The 19,670-nt window shown below is 75.9% G+C and carries 16 protein-coding genes and 1 pseudogene; 12 read left to right on the forward strand and 5 right to left on the reverse strand.

The window, feature by feature from the left end; all coding sequences use genetic code 11:
• The first annotated feature begins 345 nt into the window (after positions 1 to 345).
• The 9 genes from ACWGKU_RS12510 (at position 346) to ACWGKU_RS12550 (ending at position 12,163) form a co-directional block, all read left to right on the forward strand.
• Entirely contained in the window at positions 346 to 1,611 is a 1,266-nt protein-coding gene (locus tag ACWGKU_RS12510; RefSeq protein ID WP_452191424.1) for a serine hydrolase domain-containing protein, read from the forward strand.
• A gap of 437 nt (positions 1,612 to 2,048) precedes the next feature.
• Complete coding sequence (locus tag ACWGKU_RS12515) at positions 2,049 to 2,222, forward strand: thiazolylpeptide-type bacteriocin (RefSeq protein ID WP_401048851.1); 174 nt, start codon at positions 2,049 to 2,051, stop codon at positions 2,220 to 2,222.
• Positions 2,223 to 2,443: 221 nt separating this feature from the next.
• Entirely contained in the window at positions 2,444 to 5,083 is a 2,640-nt protein-coding gene (locus tag ACWGKU_RS12520) for a lantibiotic dehydratase (RefSeq protein ID WP_452179160.1), read from the forward strand.
• Entirely contained in the window at positions 5,076 to 6,296 is a 1,221-nt protein-coding gene (locus tag ACWGKU_RS12525) for a hypothetical protein (protein WP_452179161.1), read from the forward strand. The genes ACWGKU_RS12520 and ACWGKU_RS12525 overlap by 8 nt, the downstream gene beginning before the upstream one ends.
• On the forward strand, positions 6,293 to 8,002 hold the full coding sequence (locus ACWGKU_RS12530; protein ID WP_452179162.1) for a hypothetical protein: 1,710 nt from the start codon (positions 6,293 to 6,295) through the stop codon (positions 8,000 to 8,002). Before ACWGKU_RS12525 ends, ACWGKU_RS12530 begins: the two co-directional genes overlap by 4 nt.
• A complete protein-coding gene (locus ACWGKU_RS12535) occupies positions 7,999 to 9,921 on the forward strand; it encodes a TOMM precursor leader peptide-binding protein (protein ID WP_452179163.1) in 1,923 nt (640 codons plus the stop codon). Before ACWGKU_RS12530 ends, ACWGKU_RS12535 begins: the two co-directional genes overlap by 4 nt.
• Positions 9,922 to 9,938: 17 nt before the next feature.
• On the forward strand, positions 9,939 to 11,603 hold the full coding sequence (locus tag ACWGKU_RS12540; protein WP_452179164.1) for a thiopeptide-type bacteriocin biosynthesis protein: 1,665 nt from the start codon (positions 9,939 to 9,941) through the stop codon (positions 11,601 to 11,603).
• Between the two features lie 13 nt (positions 11,604 to 11,616).
• Positions 11,617 to 11,811, forward strand: coding sequence for an SCO4402 family protein (locus ACWGKU_RS12545; RefSeq protein ID WP_452179165.1), 195 nt, complete (start codon positions 11,617 to 11,619; stop codon positions 11,809 to 11,811).
• A complete protein-coding gene (locus tag ACWGKU_RS12550) occupies positions 11,786 to 12,163 on the forward strand; it encodes a DUF1801 domain-containing protein (RefSeq protein WP_401047176.1) in 378 nt (125 codons plus the stop codon). The genes ACWGKU_RS12545 and ACWGKU_RS12550 overlap by 26 nt, the downstream gene beginning before the upstream one ends.
• Here ACWGKU_RS12550 and ACWGKU_RS12555 read toward each other — a convergent pair.
• The 3 genes and pseudogenes from ACWGKU_RS12555 to ACWGKU_RS12565 all read right to left on the reverse strand — a co-directional run.
• Positions 12,058 to 12,423, reverse strand: coding sequence for a nuclear transport factor 2 family protein (locus ACWGKU_RS12555; RefSeq protein ID WP_401047167.1), 366 nt, complete (start codon positions 12,421 to 12,423; stop codon positions 12,058 to 12,060). The genes ACWGKU_RS12550 and ACWGKU_RS12555 overlap by 106 nt on opposite strands.
• Positions 12,424 to 12,443: 20 nt before the next feature.
• Complete coding sequence (locus tag ACWGKU_RS12560; protein WP_401047166.1) at positions 12,444 to 13,187, reverse strand: SOS response-associated peptidase; 744 nt, start codon at positions 13,185 to 13,187, stop codon at positions 12,444 to 12,446.
• A gap of 36 nt (positions 13,188 to 13,223) precedes the next feature.
• Positions 13,224 to 13,440 (reverse strand): annotated as a pseudogene (locus ACWGKU_RS12565) (helix-turn-helix transcriptional regulator); the annotation flags it as partial.
• Between the two features lie 170 nt (positions 13,441 to 13,610).
• On the opposite strand from ACWGKU_RS12565, the gene ACWGKU_RS12570 reads away from it, so the two are divergent.
• Both ACWGKU_RS12570 and ACWGKU_RS12575 read left to right on the forward strand, forming a co-directional pair.
• Entirely contained in the window at positions 13,611 to 14,648 is a 1,038-nt protein-coding gene (locus ACWGKU_RS12570) for an alpha/beta hydrolase family protein (RefSeq protein ID WP_452179183.1), read from the forward strand.
• 6 nt (positions 14,649 to 14,654) lie between these two features.
• Positions 14,655 to 15,842, forward strand: a complete 1,188-nt coding sequence (locus ACWGKU_RS12575) for a saccharopine dehydrogenase family protein (protein WP_452179166.1) — start codon at positions 14,655 to 14,657, stop codon at positions 15,840 to 15,842.
• 9 nt (positions 15,843 to 15,851) lie between these two features.
• Here ACWGKU_RS12575 and sigJ read toward each other — a convergent pair whose 3' ends face one another.
• A complete protein-coding gene (sigJ, locus tag ACWGKU_RS12580; RefSeq protein WP_452179167.1) occupies positions 15,852 to 16,808 on the reverse strand; it encodes an RNA polymerase sigma factor SigJ in 957 nt (318 codons plus the stop codon).
• 209 nt (positions 16,809 to 17,017) lie between these two features.
• Between sigJ and ACWGKU_RS12585 the strand changes: the two genes are divergently transcribed.
• Positions 17,018 to 17,461, forward strand: a complete 444-nt coding sequence (locus ACWGKU_RS12585; RefSeq protein ID WP_401047159.1) for a hypothetical protein — start codon at positions 17,018 to 17,020, stop codon at positions 17,459 to 17,461.
• 8 nt (positions 17,462 to 17,469) lie between these two features.
• On the opposite strand, the gene ACWGKU_RS12590 is transcribed toward ACWGKU_RS12585, so the two are convergent.
• Positions 17,470 to 19,518 (reverse strand): alpha-galactosidase, encoded by a 2,049-nt coding sequence (locus tag ACWGKU_RS12590; RefSeq protein ID WP_401047156.1) that lies wholly within the window; start codon positions 19,516 to 19,518, stop codon positions 17,470 to 17,472.
• Between the last annotated feature and the right edge of the window lie 152 nt (positions 19,519 to 19,670).

Raw genomic sequence — 19,670 nt, forward strand, 5'->3', positions numbered from 1 at the left:
GCGATCCCCCACCTCGGCCAACACCCCTGCCGGGGGCGCCGGCCGGCCCGGGACCGTCGACACCACCGCGCTGTCGAACGGCCGAGGCGTGTCTCCTCGACGGGCCGAGCAGGTGTCCGTCCGGCCGGCGACGCCCCCGAGGGGATCGGGGCGCCGACTCCGGGAATCGTCGGGGTCGGGCCCCTGCCCAGGTCGTAGCCGCCCGGCCGAAGAGGTGCGACCTGGTGGGGAGAAGGGGTCGGACCTGAGTCCGACGATCCGCCGCGGGAACGCTGGGAGAGTTTCAACTACCGGACAAAAAACGGAAGTTGGAGACCACTTCCAGTGGAGATCGCGGAGGTTGCCATGCTGGGAACGTTGAGGGGCGGAGCCGACCGTGCGGGTGCGCGGCCCGCGACCGGGCGGCGCCGGGCGCCGGCCGGCCGAGCCGTCCGCGCGGCGGTGGTCGTGCTGGCGGGAGCGGGCCTGGTGGCCGGCGTGGTCCCGGCGGCGAACGCGCGGGACACCGTCGGCGCGGCCGCCGTCGGCGCGGCGGCGGACCCGGCACGGCGGGTCGACCGGGCGGCGCTGGACGCGGGCCTGCGAGCAGTGGTGGCGCCGGGCGGTGCCACCGCCGCGCTCGGCCGGGTGAGCGAGAACGGCCACACCCTTTGGAAGGGCGCGGCCGGAACCGCCGACCTCACCACCGGCGAGCCCGCCGCGGCCCGCGACCGCTTCCGGATCGGCAGCGCCACCAAGACCTTCGTGGCGACCGTCGTCCTCCAACTCGTCGCGGAGCATCGGATCGGCCTGGCCGACCCGGTCGAACAGCACCTGCCCGGCGTCCTGCACAACGGCGCCGGCATCAGCATCCGCCAACTGCTCAACCACACCGGCGGCATCTACAACTACACCTCGGACCCGGCCTTCGCCTACGACGACGAGGCTTCCTTCCGGACCTGGCTCAGCACCGACCGCTGGAAGTCACGGACGATGGCGGAGCTCGTCGCTGTCGCCGAGACCCACCCGGCGTACTTCCCGCCGGGAACGGACTGGCACTACTCCAACACCGACTACATCCTGCTCGGGATGCTCATCGAGAGGACCACCGGCCGCAGTTGGCAGCAGGAGGTCGACCGCCGGATCATCCGGCCCCTCGGCCTGGGCGAGACCACCATGCCGGAGAACGACCCCACCGTGCCCGGTCGCCACACCCACGGCTACGCCGCCCTGCCCGACGGCCCGGTGGACATCACGCTGTTCAACCCGACCATCGCCGGCCCGGCCGGCGCCGGCATCTCCACCACCGCCGACCTCGCCGCCTTCATGTCGGCCCTGCTCGGAGGACGGCTCCTCGGGCCCGCCGAACTCGCCGAGATGAAGCACACCACGGGCCTCGGACGCGGCGCCGACTACGGCCTCGGCCTGGAGCGCACACCCACCCCGTGCGGAGACTTCTGGGGCCACCGCGGCGACAGCCTCGGCTACAGCAGCATCATGCTGAGCGACGACACCGGGCGGCGCCAGGTCGTGCTCTCCCGCAACCCGTACGACTCCGCCGGACTGCCCTCCTCCGAGGCCGCCTTCACCCGCCTGGTGACCGCCGCGGCCTGCGCCGGCCGGACCGCCTAGGGTCCTTCGCCGGGAACCCGCTCACGGCACGACGCGAGCCGTCCGAGGATCCCGTCGGCGGTCCCGGCCAGGGCGAACGGGCAGGTCCTCGCGACCGCTCCGGGCGGCGGCGCCGGCCTGGCCGCCCGCGGGACGGGCGGGGCCCTCGTTCCGGCGGGCCGCACCGGCCGACGGGGCGGGGATCCGTGAGGGCTGGGGTTCCGCTTGAGTGGAAACGGTATTGAGCCGACAAGGCGCGGGCTCCCGGCCAAGGTGGCGGTGGCCCGTACCGCCGCCCGCCGCCCGCCGCCTAGAGTCGCCGTCGGGCGGTGCGAAGCCCGGGTCCGAGCGACCCGCGGGCGGCGCATCCACGGGGGCCCGGCACATCCCGCAACATCTGATCGCAGGCCCGTCCTTCCGGTTCGACCGGCAGGCCTGCCAACGTGAGGGAGAACGCCATGTCCGACATCACCAAGTCCCGTGTCGAGAGCCTCGACCTTCAGGACCTCGACCTCAGCGAGCTGACCGTCACCTCGCTGCGCGACACCGTCGCGCTGCCCGAGAACGGCGCCTCCTGGGGCTCTTGTTCCTGCCAGGCCTCGTCCTCCTGCGCGCAGCCGCAGGACATGTAAGGAACGGCCCGAACCCGTCGGCCGGGCCCTTTGAGGCCGCGGCCACGGCGCCAGGAGGGACCCGGCGCGTCCACCGGACGCGCCGGGTTCGTCCCGCGTCCACAGCGCCTGCCGCGGGTCCGCAGGACCTGTCGCGCGGACCCGGTCGGGCCGGCGGCGCCGCGGCCGGAACCGACCAGTCCCACGAGACGCGCCCCAGGCCCCGTCGGAGGGAACCGCCCATGCCCAACCGCGCCGCCCCGCGCCGGGACGCCCGGGCGCCGGCCCCCGTACCGGCTCCGGCCGCGTACGCCGCGCGCCACGCCCTGGTGCGCTCCACCGTGCTCGCCCGGCCCGCCCAGTCCGCCGCCACGGCGCACGCCCGGGCGCTGCTGCGCGACCTCGCCGCCGCCGAGGCCGCGGTCGAGGCCCTGCGGCCGGCCCTCTGTGACGACCTGTACGCCGGCCGGGCCGGGCACGACGAGGAGTTCCACCGCAGGGTCGTGCTGCCGCTGCGCCGCGACCTGCACAACGGGCGAACGCCGCGGGCGGCGCTGCTCGACCGGCTCGCCGACCTGCCGCGCCGGGTCCCGCGGCTCGCCGAGTGGCTGGAGCTGCGACGGCTGCGGGCCCGGCTGCTGGACGCGCTCGCCGACGCCGTCCCGCCCGCCCTCGCCGCCGAACGGGCCGCCCTCGCGGACATCTGCCGGGAGCCCGCCTTCACCCGGGCCGTCGCGCTCACCAGCGCCGACCTGCTGCGCGCGGTGGCCAACACGGCGGGCGCGACCGGGGAACCGCGCGGCCGGGCACGCAAGGAGGAGGCGGCCGTGCTGCGGCACGCCCTGCGGGCCACCGCCAAGACCAGCCCGCTGTCCTGGTTCACCGCCGTCGGCTGGTCCTCCGAGGACGCCGAAGCCGTGGCGGGCGAGCCCCGCGCCTGCGTCCGGGAGAACCGGGCACTGGTCACCGCGCTCGTCCAGGCCCTGCTCGACGACCCCCGCCGCAGCCGCACGCTGCCGCACCGGATGACCAGCGCGGCCCGGGTCGCCGACGGCCGGGCCCGCTACGCCCGCGCGGAGGCGCGGTTCGCGGGCGGGCGCTTCCTGGTCACCCGGGAGGAGGAGGTCGAACTCGCCGCCCGGCCCGAACTGGCCCTGCTCGCCTCGCTCGCGGCCACCCCGGCCCCGCCGGACCGGCTCGCCGCCGGGCTCGCCGAGGCCCTCGGACGGCCGGGCGACGACCCGGGCGCGCACCGCTTCGTGGACCAGCTCGTCACGGCCCGGCTGCTGGTGCCCACCGAACCGGTCGACCCGCAGGACCGGCACCCGCTCCGCAGCCTGGCCGGGTGGCTCCGGCAGTGGCCGCAGGACGCCGAGCTGGCCCACCGGATCGATCAACTCGAACGGCAGAACGCCGAGTTGGTCGTGACCCCGGGCGAGCGCCGCCCCGCGCTGCTGGTCGTCCTCGCCGAGCGCTGGCGGCGGCTGCTGGCCGACGCCGGCCGGCCGGTGCCGCAGGAGGCCGCACCGCTCAGCGTGCTCAGTGAGGACGTCCACGCGCCGGCTCGGCCGCAGCCCCGGCCGGGCGCGGCCGACCGGGCGGCGCTCGCCGAACTCACCGCGTTCGCCGAGCTGTTCGACCACGCTCACCTGATGCGCCGGACGGCCCGGGACCGCTTCGTCGCCCGCTACGGCGTCGGCGGGGTGTGCGACGTCCCCTGGGACTTCGCTGCCGACCTGGCGGACTCGTGGGCGGATCCGACACCCCCGGACGAACTGGCCGCACTGCGCGAGGAGTTCGCGAAGCTGCCGGAGCAGGGCGGCGAACTCGTGCTCCCCGCCGAGCGGATCCGCGCCCTGGCCGCCCGACTGCCCCACTGGACCGCGGCCCGCCCGCTCAGCTACTCCTGGTTCGTCCAACGCGGCTCCGCGGACGGCCTGTTGTGCGTCAACCACGTCTACGGCGGCTGGGGGCGCTTCACCAGCCGCTTCCTCGACGGCCTGGCCCCGCAGGCCGCCACCGAGGTCGCCCGGCAGCTGCGGTCCGGCCTCGGCGCAGGCGCCCGCGCCGCCCAGATCCGGCCGGTCGGCGGCTTCAACGCCAACCTGCACCCGCGACTGCTCGCCGACGAGATCGGCCCCGACCGACAGTGGACCGGCCTCGCCGAGTCCGACCTCGACCTCGTGCACGACCCGGTCGACGACCAGCTCCGGCTGCGGCTGCGCACCACCGGCGAGCTGCTCGACGTCCTCTACCTGGGCTTCCTCGCACCGGTCATGCTGCCCCGGCGGCTCGGCCCGCTGCTCAACGACCACCCCGAGGGGGTCGTCGACTTCCGGGCGCTGCTGCCGCGCACCACCCTCGCCGCGCCCGGCGGCAGCGTGCTGCGCACCCCGCGGCTGCGCCACCGGCACGTCGTCCTCGCCCGCCGCCGCTGGCTCCTGCCGGCCGGAGTGCTCGACGCCCTGCGGGCCGACCTCGCCGCCGACCAGGGCCCCGACGCGGTCCCGGCCGCGGCCGTCGCCCGGTGGCGGGCCCGGCTCGACCTGCCCGAGCAGCTCTTCCTCCACCCCGCACCGGCCGCGGCCGACACCACGGGCACGCCCGGCGACGCCTTCGTCGCCCACCTGCGAGCCCCCAAGCCGCAGCCCGTCGACCTCGGCAACCCGCTGCACCTGTGCCACCTCGCCAAATGGCTCACCCGGCACCCGCGCGGCGCGGTGCTGGAGGAGGCCCTCCCGGCCATCGCGGGTCACCCGGAGCCGACCCGGGCCGTGGAACTCGTGGTGGAGACGTACCGGCCCGGTCGGGGCAGCCCGCAGGCGGCCGGCGCCTTCGAATCCGTCCGTACCGCCATCGCCGAGGAGGCGCCCGATGAGTGACCCGGCCGACGGCCGAGGGGCCGTGACCGCCTGGGACGTGGTCCTGTACCACTACCGGCCCGACAAGGCCCGCGCGCTGCGCGAAGCCGTCCTGCCGCTGGCCCGGCAGGCGGCGGCCGAGGGGCTGGCCGCCCACGTCGAGCGGCACTGGCGGTTCGGACCGCACCTGCGGCTGCGGCTGCGCGGCCCGGAGGCACGGGTGGCCGGGGCGGCGCAGCGGGCCGCCGAGGCGCTGCGGGCGTGGGCGGCCGCGCACCCGTCCGTGGCCGACCGGTCGGACGAGCAGCTGCTCGCCGAGGCCGCCGTCGCCGGACGCGCGGAGCTGATCGCGCCGCCGTACGCGCCGCTGGTGCCGGACAACACCGTCGTGGCGGCGCCCGCAGACCGGTCCGCCGAAGAAGCCCTGCGGGCGCTGATCGGCGACGAATCCGCCGAGCTGCGCGAGGAGTTGCTGCGGACCGGCCTGCCCGCCCTCGACTCGGCCTGCCACTTCCTCGGCGCGCACGGCGACACCCCGCAGGCGCGGGTGCAGCTGGTGGTGACGGCGCTCGCGGCACACGCCACCGCGCATCCGGACGGGCTGGTCGGCGCGCACTACTCGGTGCTCTCGCACCTGGAGGACTTCCTGGTCCACGAGGACCCGGACGGCAGCCTGCGGGCCGCCTTCGAGCGCCGCTGGGAGCAGAGCGGCGGGGCGGTCACCGCGCTGGTCGGCCGGATCGCCGACGGCGGCGCGCGCGACTGGGAACGGGACTGGGCGCACTGGTCGGCGACCGCCTGGAGCCTGGCCGAGCGGCGGCTGACGGCCGGCGCCGACCTCGGCGGCCGCCACGCCGAGTACCAGGAGCGCGCCGAGGCCCTCGGCGACCCGGCCACCGCCGAACGCTGGAACGCCGAACTGCGCACCCGCTACAGCGAGTTCCACCGACTGCTGCAGCGCGCCGACCCCGACGGCAGGATGTGGCACCGTCCCGACTACCTGATCAACCGGGCCGGCACCAACGGCCTGTACCGGCTGCTCGCGATCTGCGACGTCCGCCCGATGGAGCGCTACCTGGCCGCCCACCTGCTGGTGCGCAGCGTGCCCGAGCTGACCGGGCACCGCTGGCAGACGCTCCTCGGCGCCGCGGAGGATCCGGGCGGCGCGGAGCAGTCGGGCGTGGCGGTGGCGACGGGCGGCGCGGGGCGCACAACACTGGAGGGGGCGGCATGACGGCCGAACCGGACGCCGTTCGGCCCCGCTTGCGCCCCGGGGTGGCGGTGACGCCGCTGCGCGAAGGGCTGCACCTGCGCGGGCGCGAGAGCAGCGTCACCCTGGAGGGCAGCCGGGCGCTCCCGGCGCTGTGGCAGGTGCTCGCCGCCCGGCTCGGGCCGCAGGCGGAGGCCGTCGACGCGGCCGTCGAGGCGGCTGTCGAGGCGGCCGTCGAGCCGAGGGTGGCGGCCGCGCTGGCCACCGTCACCGCCCGGCTGCGCGAGCACGGCCTGCTCGTGGACCACCCGGACGGGGTCCGACTGCCGCCCTGGCCGGGAGCGGTGGCGGACGACCCCGGCGGTGCGGAGGCGGCCCTGGCGGCCGCCCGCCCGGTGGTGGCCGCCGCGGACCCGGACGGCCCGTCGGCCCGTGCGATGGCGCGCGCCCTGGCCCGGGGCGGGACGGCGGCTCCGGCGGTGGTCGCCGAGCCCGGGCTGCCCGCCGGCCGGGTGGTGGCCACGGCGGACGGTCCGGCGGGAACGGAGCTGGCGGTCGCGGTGCAGTGCGGTGCGGACGGTGGCTTCGTCACCGAGCCCGCCGACCCGGTCCGGGCCCGGACGGACGCGGCGGCGCTCGCCGCCCGGCTGGAACCCGCCCCCGCTGCGGACCCGCCGCCCGTGCTCCTCGCGCTGCTCGCCGCGGCCGGCGCCCAGCGGCTGCTCTGTGCCGTCGCGGGCCTGCCGGACCCGGGCGAGCCGGCCGATGATCCGCGGCTGCTCGACGGGCGCCCCACCGTCCTGATCGCCGACGCCGCTCCGCCGCACGCCGAGCACCACCCGTGGGCGGCGGGCCCCGGGGCCGCCGCCGCGCCGCCCGGGACCCTCGCCGAGGCGCTGCGCCGGGTGAACGCCCTCGGTGACCCCCGGCTGGGCGTGCTGGACGCACCCTCCGCGGGCGACCTCCCGCAGCTGCCCGTGGCCCTGGTCTCCTGCGCCACCCCCGCCGGCCCGCTGGCGGCCGGGGCGGTGCGGACGGACCTCGCCCGGCTGGCCGCCGCCTGTCGGTCCGTCGAACTGCACCTGGCGGCGGTGGGCGGGGGAGCCGTGCCGGTGGTCGGCGTCGACCCGGACCACGCCCTCGGCCTGGCCCTGCGTCGCGCCGTGCTCGACCGGGCGGTGCGGGGCGACCGGCCGCTCCTGGACGACCGGGCGGTGCGGGGCGACCGGGCGGTGCCCGAGTCCGCCTGGCGGGAACACCCGCAGGCCGGGCACTGGTACGGCGTCCTGGCCCGCCGGCTCGGTCGAACACCGATCCTGACGATCGGTCAACTCTCCCACGAGTCGGTGTACCTGGCGCAGGTGGAGGAGGGCAGGGCGGTCGAGGCCACGCCCGCCGACGCCGTCGCCCACGCCGCACTGGCCGCCCTCACCCGGCTGATGGCCCGGGGCGCCGGCCTCGCCGCCGTCCACCACACCGTCCTTTCCGGCGCCGCCGCCCCGCTCGCCGCAGCCGGCCGGACCCCGGCGGCCTGGACCGACCTGGGCTGGGCCGACCGCTGGCTCGCCGACATCGCCGACCGGGAGGCGGACCTGCAGGCCGCCCTGGTCCGGATCACCGGTCTGCGCACCGCCCGCTGGCGTCCCGCCACCCCCGAGGCCCGCCCGTTCGCCGACGCCCTGGACGGCTGCGGCTTCACGGCCCTCGTAGCCGAAGGAGGCCGCCCATGAGCGAGTTGCCGGTCCTGACCCCGGTCGAGGCACTGGCCGCCACGAGCGGCACCGCCGTCGTCCACCTCACCGAATGGACCCTGGGCCTGGCCGCCCGGCTCAGCCGGCACGCCCTGGCACACCCCGTACGCCTGGTGCCGGTGCGCGAGGACGGCGCGCTGACCGTGGTCGGCCCGGTGCTCGCCCCCGGCGCACCGGCCTGCCTCGCCTGCGTCGAGTACCAACGGCTCGCCACCGCCGGCGGCCGGGTGCCCTGGCAGAGCCCGGCCCTGGCGCTGGGCGGCACCGGCACCCCGGCCTTCGCCGAGGCCGTGACCGCGCTCGCCGCCGAGCTGGCCAAGGGCCCCGAGGCCGTGGAGGGCGCGGAGGGCGCCGGGGGCCCCGAGGCCGCGGAGAGCACCGACGGCGCCACCGTCCACGTGGTGCACGGCGGCCGGGCCACCTGGTCCACCCACCGGGTCCGCCCCGTCGGCGGCTGCGAGGTCTGCCGGCCGCTTCCCCCCGACACGCCCGAGGCCGCCCGGCTGCCCGCCACCCCCCGCCCGCTGCCCGACCCGGCCGTCCTGCGCGGGCCCAACGACCGCACCGACGCCGGGCAGTTGCGGGCCGAACTGTACGACGAGCGGTTCGGCCCGGTCCGCCGGCTGTTCCGCACCGAGGACTCGGCCTTCGCCCTCACCACCGCCTGGGTGACCGACGGCCGGGCGCTCGACGACGGCGGGTACGGGCGCGCCGCGGACTTCCGCTCCAGCGAGCGGGTCGCGCTGTTCGAGGCGGTGGAGCGGCACGCGGGCATGCGGCCGCTCGGGCGCCGCACCGTCCTGCGCGGCTCCTTCGCCGAACTGGCACGCGAGTTGGGCCCGGACGCCGTCCTCGACCCGGCCCGGCTCGGCCTGCCCGACGACCCCCACCAAGGGCACCCCACCCCGGCCACCGCCCCCTACACCCCCGAGCTGGTCCTCGACTGGGTGCACGGCTGGTCGCTCACCCGCCGCCGCCCGGTCGCCGTCCCGGAGCGCGTCGCCTACTGGGAGGTTCCCGGCCGCGACCGCCCCCGGGTGGTCTACGAGTCCTCGAACGGCTGCGGACTCGGCAACAGCCCCCAGGAGGCCGCGCTCTACGGCCTGTTCGAGGTCGCCGAGCGCGACGCCTTCCTGATGGCCTGGTACGCCCGCACCCCGCTGCCCGGCGTCGCCGTCCCCACCGAGGACCCGCAGATCGCCGAACTCGCCGACCGGGCCGAGCTGTTCGGCTACCGCCTCACCCTGCTCGACGCCACCAACGACCTCGGCGTTCCCGCCGTGATCGCCCTCTGCCGCCACCGCGGCGACCACCCCGACGCCCCGCGCACCCTCCTGGCCGCCGGAGCCCACCACGACCCCCGGACGGCGATCCGCTCCGCCGTCGCCGAAGTGGTCACCAACGTCCAGGAGGCGCCCCACCGCTCCACCGCCCCGGGCGGGCCGCGCGACCCGCAGCGGCTGCGGCCGATGCTGGAGCGCCCGGAGCTCGTCGTCTCCCTGGACGACCACGTCGGCCTCAACACCCTGCCCGAGGCCCAGCCCCGCCTCGACTTCCTCTTCGCCGGCCCGCCGCCGGTGCCCTGGACCGAGCGCTGGCCCGGCGACCCCGAACCGGTCACCGACCTCACCGACCTGCTGGAGCGGACGGTCACCCGGCTGGCGGGGGAGGACCTGGAGGTCCTCGTGGTCACCCAGGACGAGCCCGGCGTCCGCGACCGGCTCGGCCTGCACTGCGCCAAGGTCGTCGTCCCCGGCACGCTGCCGATGACCTTCGGCCACGCCAACCGCCGCACCCGGGGCCTGCCCCGCCTGCTGGAGGTCCCGTACCGCCTCGGCCGCACCCCCGCGCCGCTGCGCCACGACGAACTCCCGCTCCACCCGCACCCGTTCCCCTAGCCACCGGAGAGCACGCGATGACCACCCACGCGCTGCCGGCCACCACCTGGCACAGCCTGCACCTCGCGCTGCCGCTGCCGGCCCGCGAGGCCGACGCCTTCCTCACCGAGGACCTCGCCCCGCTGATGGACGGGCTCGCCGGCACCGACTGGTTCTTCATCCGCTACGGCGAGGGCGGCCCCCACCTGCGCATCCGCCACCGCGGCCCGGGCCCGGCGCCCGCCTCCCTCGCCGCCGACCTCACCCGCCTCGCCACCCGACGCACCGCGCCCGACGGCCCGTTCGCGGACGGGCACGGCACCGTGACGGAGGTCCCGTACGAGCCCGAGACCGAGCGCTACGGTGGCGCGGCCCTGCTGCCGATCGCCGAAGAGGTGTTCACCCAGTCCACCCGCGCCGCCGTCCGCGCCCTGCACGCCCTCGGCGCGGCCCCCGAGAAGCGGTTGCAACTGGCCCTCGACCTCGCCCACACCACCGCGTACGCGCTCGGCCTCGACGAACTCGCCGCCTCCCGCTGGCTGCGCCGCCACGCCGCCGCCTGGCGCTGGGTCACCGAGTTCCGGCCGCTGCCGGGCGCCGCCGTGCACACCCGGGTCAACACCGTGTTCGCCCGCCAGCGGGAGACGCTGGCCCGCCGCGCCCGGGAGCTGCGCGCGGCACTGGACGCCGGCACGGCCACGCCCTGGCTGGGGGACTGGGCGGCGCAGGCCGCCGAGGCCGCCGCCCGGATGCGGGCCGTCGTGGCCGCCGCGCCCGCCTCGGCCGCCGAGGAGGCCGAGGAGCGCCTGGAGTGGATCTGGGCCTCCCAGCTGCACATGCTGTTCAACCGGCTCGGCGTCGGCCCCGACGAGGAACGGGCGGTCTGCCGCCTCGCCGCCCGCACCCTGCTGGAGACCGGACAGCCGTTCACCTTCTTCCCCGCCGACCACCACGCCCCCGACCACCAGTACCTGGAACGCAGCAAGTTCCAGATCGGCCGCGGCGAGGACACCGCCCTGCGCGACCTGCCGCACCACCCGGCCCCGAGCCCCCGACCCGGCGACCTCCCGCTGCCCGCCGACCCGCTGCCGCCCGTCACCCTCGCCGACGCCCTGCGCACCCGCCGCTCCACCCGCGGCCCGCTGACCGGCCCGCTCACCGCCAGCGCCCTCGGCGGACTGCTCTGGTCCGCCTTCGCCCCCGCCCCCGACACCGGCCACCGCCCGTACCCCAGCGCGGGCGCCCTGCACACCGTCCGGCTGCGCCTGCTCGCCCTCGCCGTCGACGGCCTGCCCGCCGGCACCTACCACTGCCTCCCCGAACACCGCAGCCTGCGCCCGATCGGCCCGGCCCCCGCCCTCGACGACCTCAAGGCGCTCTCCTCCTACCTCTCCCGCCCGGCCGAGGACCCGGACGCCATCGGCGTCGACCAGGCCCCCGCCGTCCTCGCCGTGTACCTCGACCTCGCCCGGCTGCGCCGCCGCTACGGTCTGCGAGCCCTGCGCCTCGGCGTCCTGGAAGCCGGACACCTGGCCCAGAACCTGCTCCTGACCTCCGCCGCCTTCGGCCTCGGCACCACCCCCCTCGGCGGCCTCCAGGACGACCTCGCCCACGAACTCCTCGGCCTGGACGACCTCGGAGAGCCGATCCAGTACCTGCTCCCGCTGGGCCGGCCGGGGACTGCACCGTTGATCACGGAGTGAGTACCCTCGGCCCGTGACCGATCACGGCATCGCCCTCCCCGCGTTCCGCCTCCACGTCGTGCCCGCCGTGGTGGCGCTGGCCGGCCCGACCTGGCAGCGCGAGGTGTGGCTCGACCGGGACGAGTTCGAGGACCTCGCCCACACCGTGCACGTGCTCTTCGACGACTTCTGCGACGCGGACGATCCGGGGCGGTCCCTCGCTTCCTGAGGGACGCAGGGCCGTGCTGGCCACGCTGCGGCAACTGTGCCGGGAGGAGCTGGTGGGCTTCGACGAGGTCATGGCGTACGGGATGCCCGCGTACGAGCGGGGCGGCGCCGCGGAGATCGCGTTCGCCAGCCAGAAGCAGTACATCTCCTTCTACCTCATGCGCGGTGACGTCCGTGAGGCGTTCGAGGAACGGCTGGCCGGGCAGGACATGGGCAAGGGCTGCCTGCGGTTCCGCAGGAGGCCGGTTCACGGTGCCGTGGGCGGGCCCGGCGCCGGCTGCCGGCCGCCGAAGAAGACCTGCACCTCCCGGATCAGCCCGTCCCGGACCGTGATCGCCTCGACGTTGCGGTAGCGGTCGCCGGTGGTCAGCTCGTACTCGTAGTAGGCGAAGACGAGTTCCCCGCCGGCGGGCGTCACCCGCAGCAGCCGTTGCTCCGTGAAGCGGTCGGCGGTGGGGAAGCACCGGCGGAAGAAGGCCTCCTTGTCGATGCGGTCGTCCTGCGGGCTGGTGAACGTGAAGTCCGCGGCGTACAGCGGCACGGCCGCCTCCCGGTCCTGTGACCGGTAGCAGCGGAACGCGGCCTCGACGATGCTCGCGGGGGTGCGGTTCATGCGATCTCCCTGGTTCGGCTTCAGTCGGCCAGTCCCAGCGGGTCGTCGGCCGGGTCCAGCAGTTGCGGGCCGTTGTTGCGGACACTGTTGACGGTGGTGGGGACGGCGCGGACGCGCAGGTCGCCGTCGGCGGGGCGGCGCAGCAGGTGGTGGAGTTCGGCGCGGTCGGTGTGGGCGGGGGAGAGCCAGGTGGGGAGGTCGTCGGGGGCGATGGTGAGGGGCATCCGGTCGTGGACGCGGCCGGCGGAGTCGGTGGCGTCGGTGGTGATGACGGTGGCGGTGGCCAGCCAGGCGAGCGGGTCGTCCTCGGGGCGGGTGCCGTCGCGCCAGAACTCGTAGAGGCCGGCCATCAGCATCACGTCGCCGGTGCTGAGGAAGTACGGCTGCTTGTACTTCTTGCGGTCGGCGGTGGCGGGGACCTCGCGCCATTCGAAGTAGCCGTCGGCGGGGATGACGCAGCGGCGGGCGGTGAAGGCCTTGCGGAAGGCGGGCTTGGTGTCGACGGTCTCCGAGCGGGCGTTGATCATGCGGGCGCCGCCGGACGGGTCCTTGGACCAGGACGGGATCAATCCCCAGCGCAGCGGGCGCAGTTGGCGCATCACCTCGCCGGTGTCCCGGTCGACGCGTTCCAGGACGGCCGGGACCGGGTCGGTCGGGGCGACGTTCCAGCTCGGTGCGAAGGTCTCGGCCGGGTCCCACCGGAGCTCTCCGAGCAGTGAGACGAGGTCCTGGGGCGTGGTGGTGGAGACGAAGCGGCCGCACATGCCTCCCAGCCTCCCACGTCCCACGGACAACGGTGTTCAACTGGGCGCCCGCGCGCCCGGGGTGTGGCCGAGGGCGCGGCGGAACACGTCGATGAAGGCGCCGGCCGAGGCCCAGCCGCAGCGGTGCGCGACGGCGGTGACCGGCAGTCCCTCGGCGGCAGGACCAGGGCGTGGTGCAGCCGCAGCTGGGTGCGCCACTGGGGAAGGTCATGCCGAGGTCGGCGCGGAACAGCCGGGACAGCGTGCGGTCGCCGGGGCGCCGACGGTGCGACTGGGCGCTGTTCCGGACGCTGCCGGAGCCGGTGGTGCCGGATTCGGCGGCACCGTCCGCCGGGGCGGAGCACGTGGGGGCCGGGTGACTCACGCGTACCGTTCATATCTGTTACGGTCGTTTTAGAAACGAACGATTGGCGAGTGAACGATATGAAGCTGTTCGGCAAGCGCCGGTGGCTCTGGGGATCACTGCTGTCCGTGGCTGTGCTGCTGGCCGGCGCGGGCGGCTGGGTGGTGTACCAGAACGAGTACGACCTCACGGAGGAGCGGGTCACCGTCACCGGCGGCAAGCAGCCGCTCCAGGGCGTGCTGGCCCGCCCCACCGGCGGCCACGGACCGTACGGACTGGTGGTCTTCGTCCACGGCGACGGACCCGTCGACGCCACCCACGACACCTTCTACCGGCCGCTCTGGGAAGCCATGGCGAAGGCCGGGTACGCCACGCTGTCCTGGGACAAGCCCGGCGTCCGCAACGCCCCCGGCAACTGGCTGGACCAGAGCATCCAGGACCGCGTCGACGAGACCCTCGCCGCGATCCGCTGGGCCAAGGCCCAGCCCGGCATCGACCCGGACCGGATCGGGCTCTGGGGCGCCAGCCAGGCCGGCTGGGTGATGCCCAAGGCCGCCCGGCAGTCCCCGGACGTCACGTTCCTGATCGCCGTCGGCACCGCCGTCAACTGGCTCCAGCAGGGCCGCTACAACCTGCTCGCCGAGCTCGGCGAGCGGCACGCCTCGCCCGAGGAGACCGCGGCCGCCGTCGCCCGCAGCGACCGCGACCTGGCCGCCCTGCGGGCGAGTGCGACCTTCGAGCAGTACCGGGCCGCCGGCGGCGACGCCGAGGGGCTGACCCCCGAGCGGTGGGCGTTCAACAAGCGCAACCACCTCTCCGACGCCACCGAGGACCTCGCCGCGGTCCGGATCCCGGTGCAACTGATCCTCGGCGGCCGGGACGTCAACGTCGACAGCGACGACACCGAGGCCGGTTACCGGCGCCTCGTCACCACCCCGGGCCTGCTCCAGGTCCTGCGCTTCCCGGACTCCACCCACAACATCGTGCCCGAGGACGTCGAGGACTCCGAACTGCGCAGCACCGTCCTGGCCGTCGCCGCCCCGCGCTCGCTGTTCACCCCCGGCTACCTCGACGGCATGCGGGACTTCCTGACCTCGCTCGACCACCGGAAGGGCTGACCCACGATGAAGCTCCTCGCCCTCGGCGGAGCCGGCGCGATGGGCCGGGTCTCCGCCCGGGTCGCGGCCGCCCTGCCCGGCGTCCACGAACTGGTGATCGCCGACCGGGACCTCGACGCCGCCCGCCGCGCCGCCGCCGCACTCGCCGCCGGCGCACCGGTGCCCGTCCGTGCGAGCCGGGTCGACGTCACGGACGGCCCGGAGCTGCACGCCGCCCTCGCGGACGCCGACGCCGTGCTGAACACCGTCGGCCCGTACTACCGCTACGGCTTCGACGTGCTGCGCGCCGCGATCCGCACCGGCACCCACTACCTGGACATCTGCGACGACTGGGAACCCACCGTCGCGATGCTGGAACTGGACGAGGAGGCCCGCGCCGCCGGAGTGCGCGCGGTGCTCGGCGCGGGCGCCAGCCCCGGCGTCAGCAACCTGCTCGCCGCCCGGGCCGCCGCCCGCCTCGACACCCTGACCGACGTGTACACCGCCTGGCCGGTGGACGTCGGCTCCACGCCCGACTCCTCCCGGCCCGACACCTCGCTGCGCGACCCGAACGGCGCGGTCTCGGCCGCCGCCGTGCACTGGATGCAGCAGATCAGCGGCACCGTCGCGACGGTGGAGGACGGCCGGCTGGTCCGGCGGCCCCCGCTGCGCCCGGTCGCCCTCGACCTGCCCGGCGGCCACCGCGGCACCGCCTACACCGTCGGCCACCCGGAGCCGGTCACCCTGCACCGCAGCCTGCGGCCCGGCGGAGACGCGGCCAACCTCATGGTGGTGTCCGTCGGCACCGCCGCCTACCTGGGCGTGCTGCGCGAGGACCTCGACGCCGGACGGCTGACCAACGAGACCGCCGCCGCCGACCTCGACCGCCCCACCCTGCGCCGCACCCTGCGCGCGGCCGCCCGAGCCCCCCGGATGCGTGGGCCGGGCACCCTCCCGCCGTTCTTCGCCGCCGCCACCGGAACGCGCGACGGCCGACCGGCCGCGGCGCTCGCCCGCCTGGACGGCGCGGAGCGGTTCCTGGCGGACATGGCGGAGGCCACGGGCGTCCCGGCGGGGCTGGCGCTGGCGCAGCTGCTGGACGGCACGGTGCGGGCGACGGGGGTGCACCCGACGGAGGCGGTGATCGACGGGGAGCGCTTCTTCGCCGACCTGGCGCGGGAGTGCCCGGGCGTGGAGGTGGTGGAGGAGTTGTAGGCCGGGCGTTCAGCCGTCGCGCGGGTCGTTCTCCGTCCACGGGCGCAGCTTCTCCGGGTTGCGGACCGCCCAGATGCGGGTGATCCGGCCGTCCGCCAGCTCGAACGCCGCCACCGTCGCGGTGCGGCCGCCGTGCCGGGCGACCAGGCCGGGGCGGCCGTTGACGGTCCGTTCGAGGAGTGTGAGCCCGGGGGCCCGGTCGGCGAGGTGGACCAGGTACTGGGCGATCCGCTCGCCGCCCCGGACCGGGCGCAGGGCGGCGCCGACCAGGCCGCCGCCGTCGGCGGTCATCGTGGCGTCGGGGGCGAGCAGGGCGATCAGGGCCGTGATGTCCCGGGCCTCCCAGGCCTCCTTGAAGTGCCGCACCAGAGCGGCCTGCGCGCCCGTCGGCGTCGCCGGGGCCTGCGCGGCCCTGATCCGTCGGCGGGCGGAGGCGGCCAGCTGCCGGCAGGCCGCCGGGGTCCGGCCGACGATCCCGGCGACCTCGGGGAAGGGGTAGCGGAAGACGTCGTGGAGGATGAACGCCACCCGCTCGGCCGGGGTCATCGCCTCCAGCACGACCAGGAAGGCCATGCTCACCGACTCGTCCAGGGTCACCCGGTCCGCCGGGTCGGCCGGTCCGCCGCTGCCGCCGGCCGGCCCGCCGATCCACTCGCTGCGGTCGGGCAGCGGCTCGGGGATCCACTCGCCGACGTAGCGCTCCCGCCGGGCCCGCGCCGATCCGAGCAGGTCCAGGCAGACCCGGGTGGCCACCGTGGTCAGCCAGGCGCCCGGCGAGGCGATGGCTTCCTGCTGCCGGCGGGGCAGCGCGTACCAGCGGGCGTACGTCTCCTGCACCGCGTCCTCGGCCTCGGCCAGCGAACCGAGCAGCCGGTAGGCGAGGTTGATCAGCTGCCGCCGCTCGCCGACGATCACGCTCAGCTCCGGTACGGGCCGCTCCTGCCCCGGCTCGGACGGGGTGTTCATGGTCGGGGCCGCTCCCTGTCTCGTCTCGTCCGGTCGGCGCTCTCGCCGTTCTCGCGGCTCCTGCCGTTCCCACCGCTGCGACCCGACCACGGGCCGGCCTGCGATGCCCGGCCCGGGACGGACCCCGCCTCACACTTCGCCGGCCTGTGTCGTCGGATCACCGGGACACTATCGATCAACCGCCGCGAGGCAGAAGAGGGGAACACGACATGGCCATCCACACCACGGCGAGGGCGGCGACGGGGACGGTGCCGGGAACGGCGGTGGAACAGCGTACCCGGGCCTTCCTGCGGGTCTCCGTCGCGCTCCAGACCGCGACCGTCCTCCTCCAGGCGGTCTCGGCCGGCCTGCTGCTCTCCACCTCCTACGGCGAACTGCTGCACGGCATCGGCGCGCGGGTGATGTACGGGGCCTCGATGCTGTACGTGCTCGCCGCCGTCCTGGCCTGGCGGCCGGGCGGCGGCTCGCCCCGTCCGATCCTGTACGCGTCGGGTTTCCTGGTGCTGGCCTCGGCGCAGGTCGTCCTCGGCATCGCGCACGTGCCGTCGGTCCACGTCCCGCTGGGCGTGCTGATCTTCGGCCTGAGCGTGGCCGTGCTGGTCCGGATGCCGGCCGCCCGCTCCACCGAGCGGACGGCCGGCACGAGGGACTGAGAGGTTCCTCAGGACCCGACGGCCCAGCTCTGGCCGGCTGCCGGGCGGGTCGTGACGGGGGTGCCGGCGGTGCCGGCGCCCGCGTCGAGGGCGAGGCCGGTGGCGACGTTGGTGACGGTGACGCCGGCCTCGCCCTGCGTCAGCTTCCACTCCTGCCAGGGGTTGCCGGGCGACAGGTCGAGCAGGTAGGCGCTGTAGCCGGCCGAGTTCCCGGCGGAGAGCACGGTGTGCCGGTGGGTGGCGGTGGCGCAGTTGTCGGTGATCCGGACGGTGCCGTCGGGGTTGGTGGTGAAGGTCCACTGCTGCGCCGCGTCACCGGGGCGCGCGGGCTCCAGGTCGGTGATCGAGCCGATCGGCGCGGTGCAGGAGCCGAGCAGCGAGAGCGCGAGGCCGCCGCTGGTCAGCGTGTGGTACTTCCCGTCGTCGACGACGCCCGACGGCCCGCCCGTCGACGTCGGGGTGAGCCGGTAGAGGGCCGCGCCGTGCGCCGGGAGCGAGGCGCCGATCGGCCCGGTGACGGTCGAACTCGCGCCCGTCCACAGCTCCTTGGCCCGGTAGCCGGAGCCGCCGAGGCCGAGTTCGGTGAGACTGGTGGAGACGCTGCGGCCGGCCGCCGGGTCCTGGTTGACCAGCAGCACGGCGGTGTCGCCGTTGGCGAGCTGCCGCTTGAGGACCACCGGCGCGCGCCCGTCGGCCGGCTTGGCGCCGACCAGGGTGGCGGGCTTGGCGAGGCCGTCCTGGTCGATCGCGATCACCTCGCGGTTCTTCAGGATCGCCAGGCTCGCGTCGTCGATCCCGGTGGACCAGGTGTAGCCGCCGTCGCTGTGCCGGGACTGTGCGGCGGTGCGCAGGTCGGCGCCGGAGATCAGCGGCGCGGCGAGCATGGCGAGGATCGAGGTCTCGGTGCGGGACTCGTCGTCGGTGAAGGGCTTGTGGCAGACGCAGGTGTCGGTGGTGCCCCACAGGCCGTAGACGTCCTGCCAGCCGGTGAACATCATGTCCAGGTCGTTCCAGCTGCCCGGGCGGACGTTGCCCGGGTACTGCAGCGCGGTCTGCAACTGCCCGTTCCAGAGCACCCCGTCGAGCTCGCTGTCCCGGTCGCCGCCGATCCGGCAGAGGTTGGCGACCTGGCCGCACCAGACGCCGGTGGGCGCGTAGCCGGGGGCGTGGAACGGAGCCGTCCCGGCGGCCTGGACCACCGGGTCCGTGCGGGCCGGGTCGTCGGCGGCGAGCAGGTACGGGACGCCGGTGTGGGCGGGCTGGGCGGAGACGCTGAGGGTGACCTTGGGCCTGCCCTGGGTGGCGGAGGCGGCGTCCAGGGCACGCTGGAAGGTCTGCACCCGGGCGTAGACCGAGCGGGTCAGCTCCTTGCCCTCGCCCTGGGTGTAGTAGTTGTGCCCGTCCGGGCCGACGATCTGCGGGCCGTACGGGCAGTCGTCGTACTTGACGAAGTCGACGCCCCAGGAGACGAAGTCGGCCGCGTCGGTGGACTCGTGGCCGAGGCTGCCGGGGTGCATCTGGCAGGTGAGGTAGGTGTCGGTGGCGTAGAGGCCGAACTTCATGCCCTTGCCGTGCGCGTAGCGGGCCAGGTACTCGATGCCGTTGACGCTGCGCCCGTCCACGGTCTGCGCGGGGAAGTGGTCGGGGCGGGGGATCAGGTGGCCGGAGGTGGGGTCGTTGCCGGTGCCGTCGGTGCCGCTGACCGGGTTCCCGGCGTTGTCGTACAGCTGCATGCCGCCGTCGGCGTTGCGGACCAGGTCGGTGCTCTGGCCGTCGCGGTGCCAGAGCGACCAGCCGTCGTCGATGGTGACGGTGTCGTACCCGGCCGCCACCAGGCCGTTCGCGGCCATGAAGTCGATGGTCTGGACGACCTGCTCCTGGGTGACCTCGGTGCCGAGGGAGTTCCAGGAGTTCCAGCCCATGGGCGGGGTCAGGGCGTTGCCGTTGCCGAGCGCGGCGGCCGGCGCGGCCGTGCCGAGGCCGACGGCTCCCAGTCCGGCGGTGGCGAGGGCGAGGGACAGGAGGGATGCCGCGAGACGGCGGCGGGTTCGGCGCATGTGCGCACTCCTGAGGATGTGGGGGGACCGGTTGGTCGGGAAAGCTCATGGGGGGAGAGGGGATCGCGGGCGGCCCGGTGGGGGCCGCCCGCCCCGGGGGGGGGGGCGGGGTCATATAAAAAAAAAACAACCCACCAGACAACAGAGAAAAC

This window comes from Kitasatospora sp. NPDC054768 (assembly GCF_053612025.1).

Bases quoted from the DNA above. Each gene is read 5' to 3' on its own strand.
- ACWGKU_RS12535 (WP_452179163.1), top strand. From the start codon at position 7,999: ATGAGCGAGTTGCCGGTCCTGACCCCGGTCGAGGCACTGGCCGCCACG.
- ACWGKU_RS12510 (WP_452191424.1), top strand. From the start codon at position 346: ATGCTGGGAACGTTGAGGGGCGGAGCCGACCGTGCGGGTGCGCGGCCC.
- ACWGKU_RS12520 (WP_452179160.1), top strand. From the start codon at position 2,444: ATGCCCAACCGCGCCGCCCCGCGCCGGGACGCCCGGGCGCCGGCCCCC.
- ACWGKU_RS12515 (WP_401048851.1), top strand. From the start codon at position 2,049: ATGTCCGACATCACCAAGTCCCGTGTCGAGAGCCTCGACCTTCAGGAC.
- ACWGKU_RS12525 (WP_452179161.1), top strand. From the start codon at position 5,076: ATGAGTGACCCGGCCGACGGCCGAGGGGCCGTGACCGCCTGGGACGTG.
- ACWGKU_RS12585 (WP_401047159.1), top strand. From the start codon at position 17,018: ATGGCCATCCACACCACGGCGAGGGCGGCGACGGGGACGGTGCCGGGA.
- ACWGKU_RS12555 (WP_401047167.1), bottom strand. From the start codon at position 12,423: ATGAACCGCACCCCCGCGAGCATCGTCGAGGCCGCGTTCCGCTGCTAC.
- ACWGKU_RS12575 (WP_452179166.1), top strand. From the start codon at position 14,655: ATGAAGCTCCTCGCCCTCGGCGGAGCCGGCGCGATGGGCCGGGTCTCC.
- ACWGKU_RS12540 (WP_452179164.1), top strand. From the start codon at position 9,939: ATGACCACCCACGCGCTGCCGGCCACCACCTGGCACAGCCTGCACCTC.
- ACWGKU_RS12570 (WP_452179183.1), top strand. From the start codon at position 13,611: ATGAAGCTGTTCGGCAAGCGCCGGTGGCTCTGGGGATCACTGCTGTCC.
- sigJ (WP_452179167.1), bottom strand. From the start codon at position 16,808: ATGAACACCCCGTCCGAGCCGGGGCAGGAGCGGCCCGTACCGGAGCTG.
- ACWGKU_RS12590 (WP_401047156.1), bottom strand. From the start codon at position 19,518: ATGCGCCGAACCCGCCGCCGTCTCGCGGCATCCCTCCTGTCCCTCGCC.
- ACWGKU_RS12560 (WP_401047166.1), bottom strand. From the start codon at position 13,187: ATGTGCGGCCGCTTCGTCTCCACCACCACGCCCCAGGACCTCGTCTCA.
- ACWGKU_RS12530 (WP_452179162.1), top strand. From the start codon at position 6,293: ATGACGGCCGAACCGGACGCCGTTCGGCCCCGCTTGCGCCCCGGGGTG.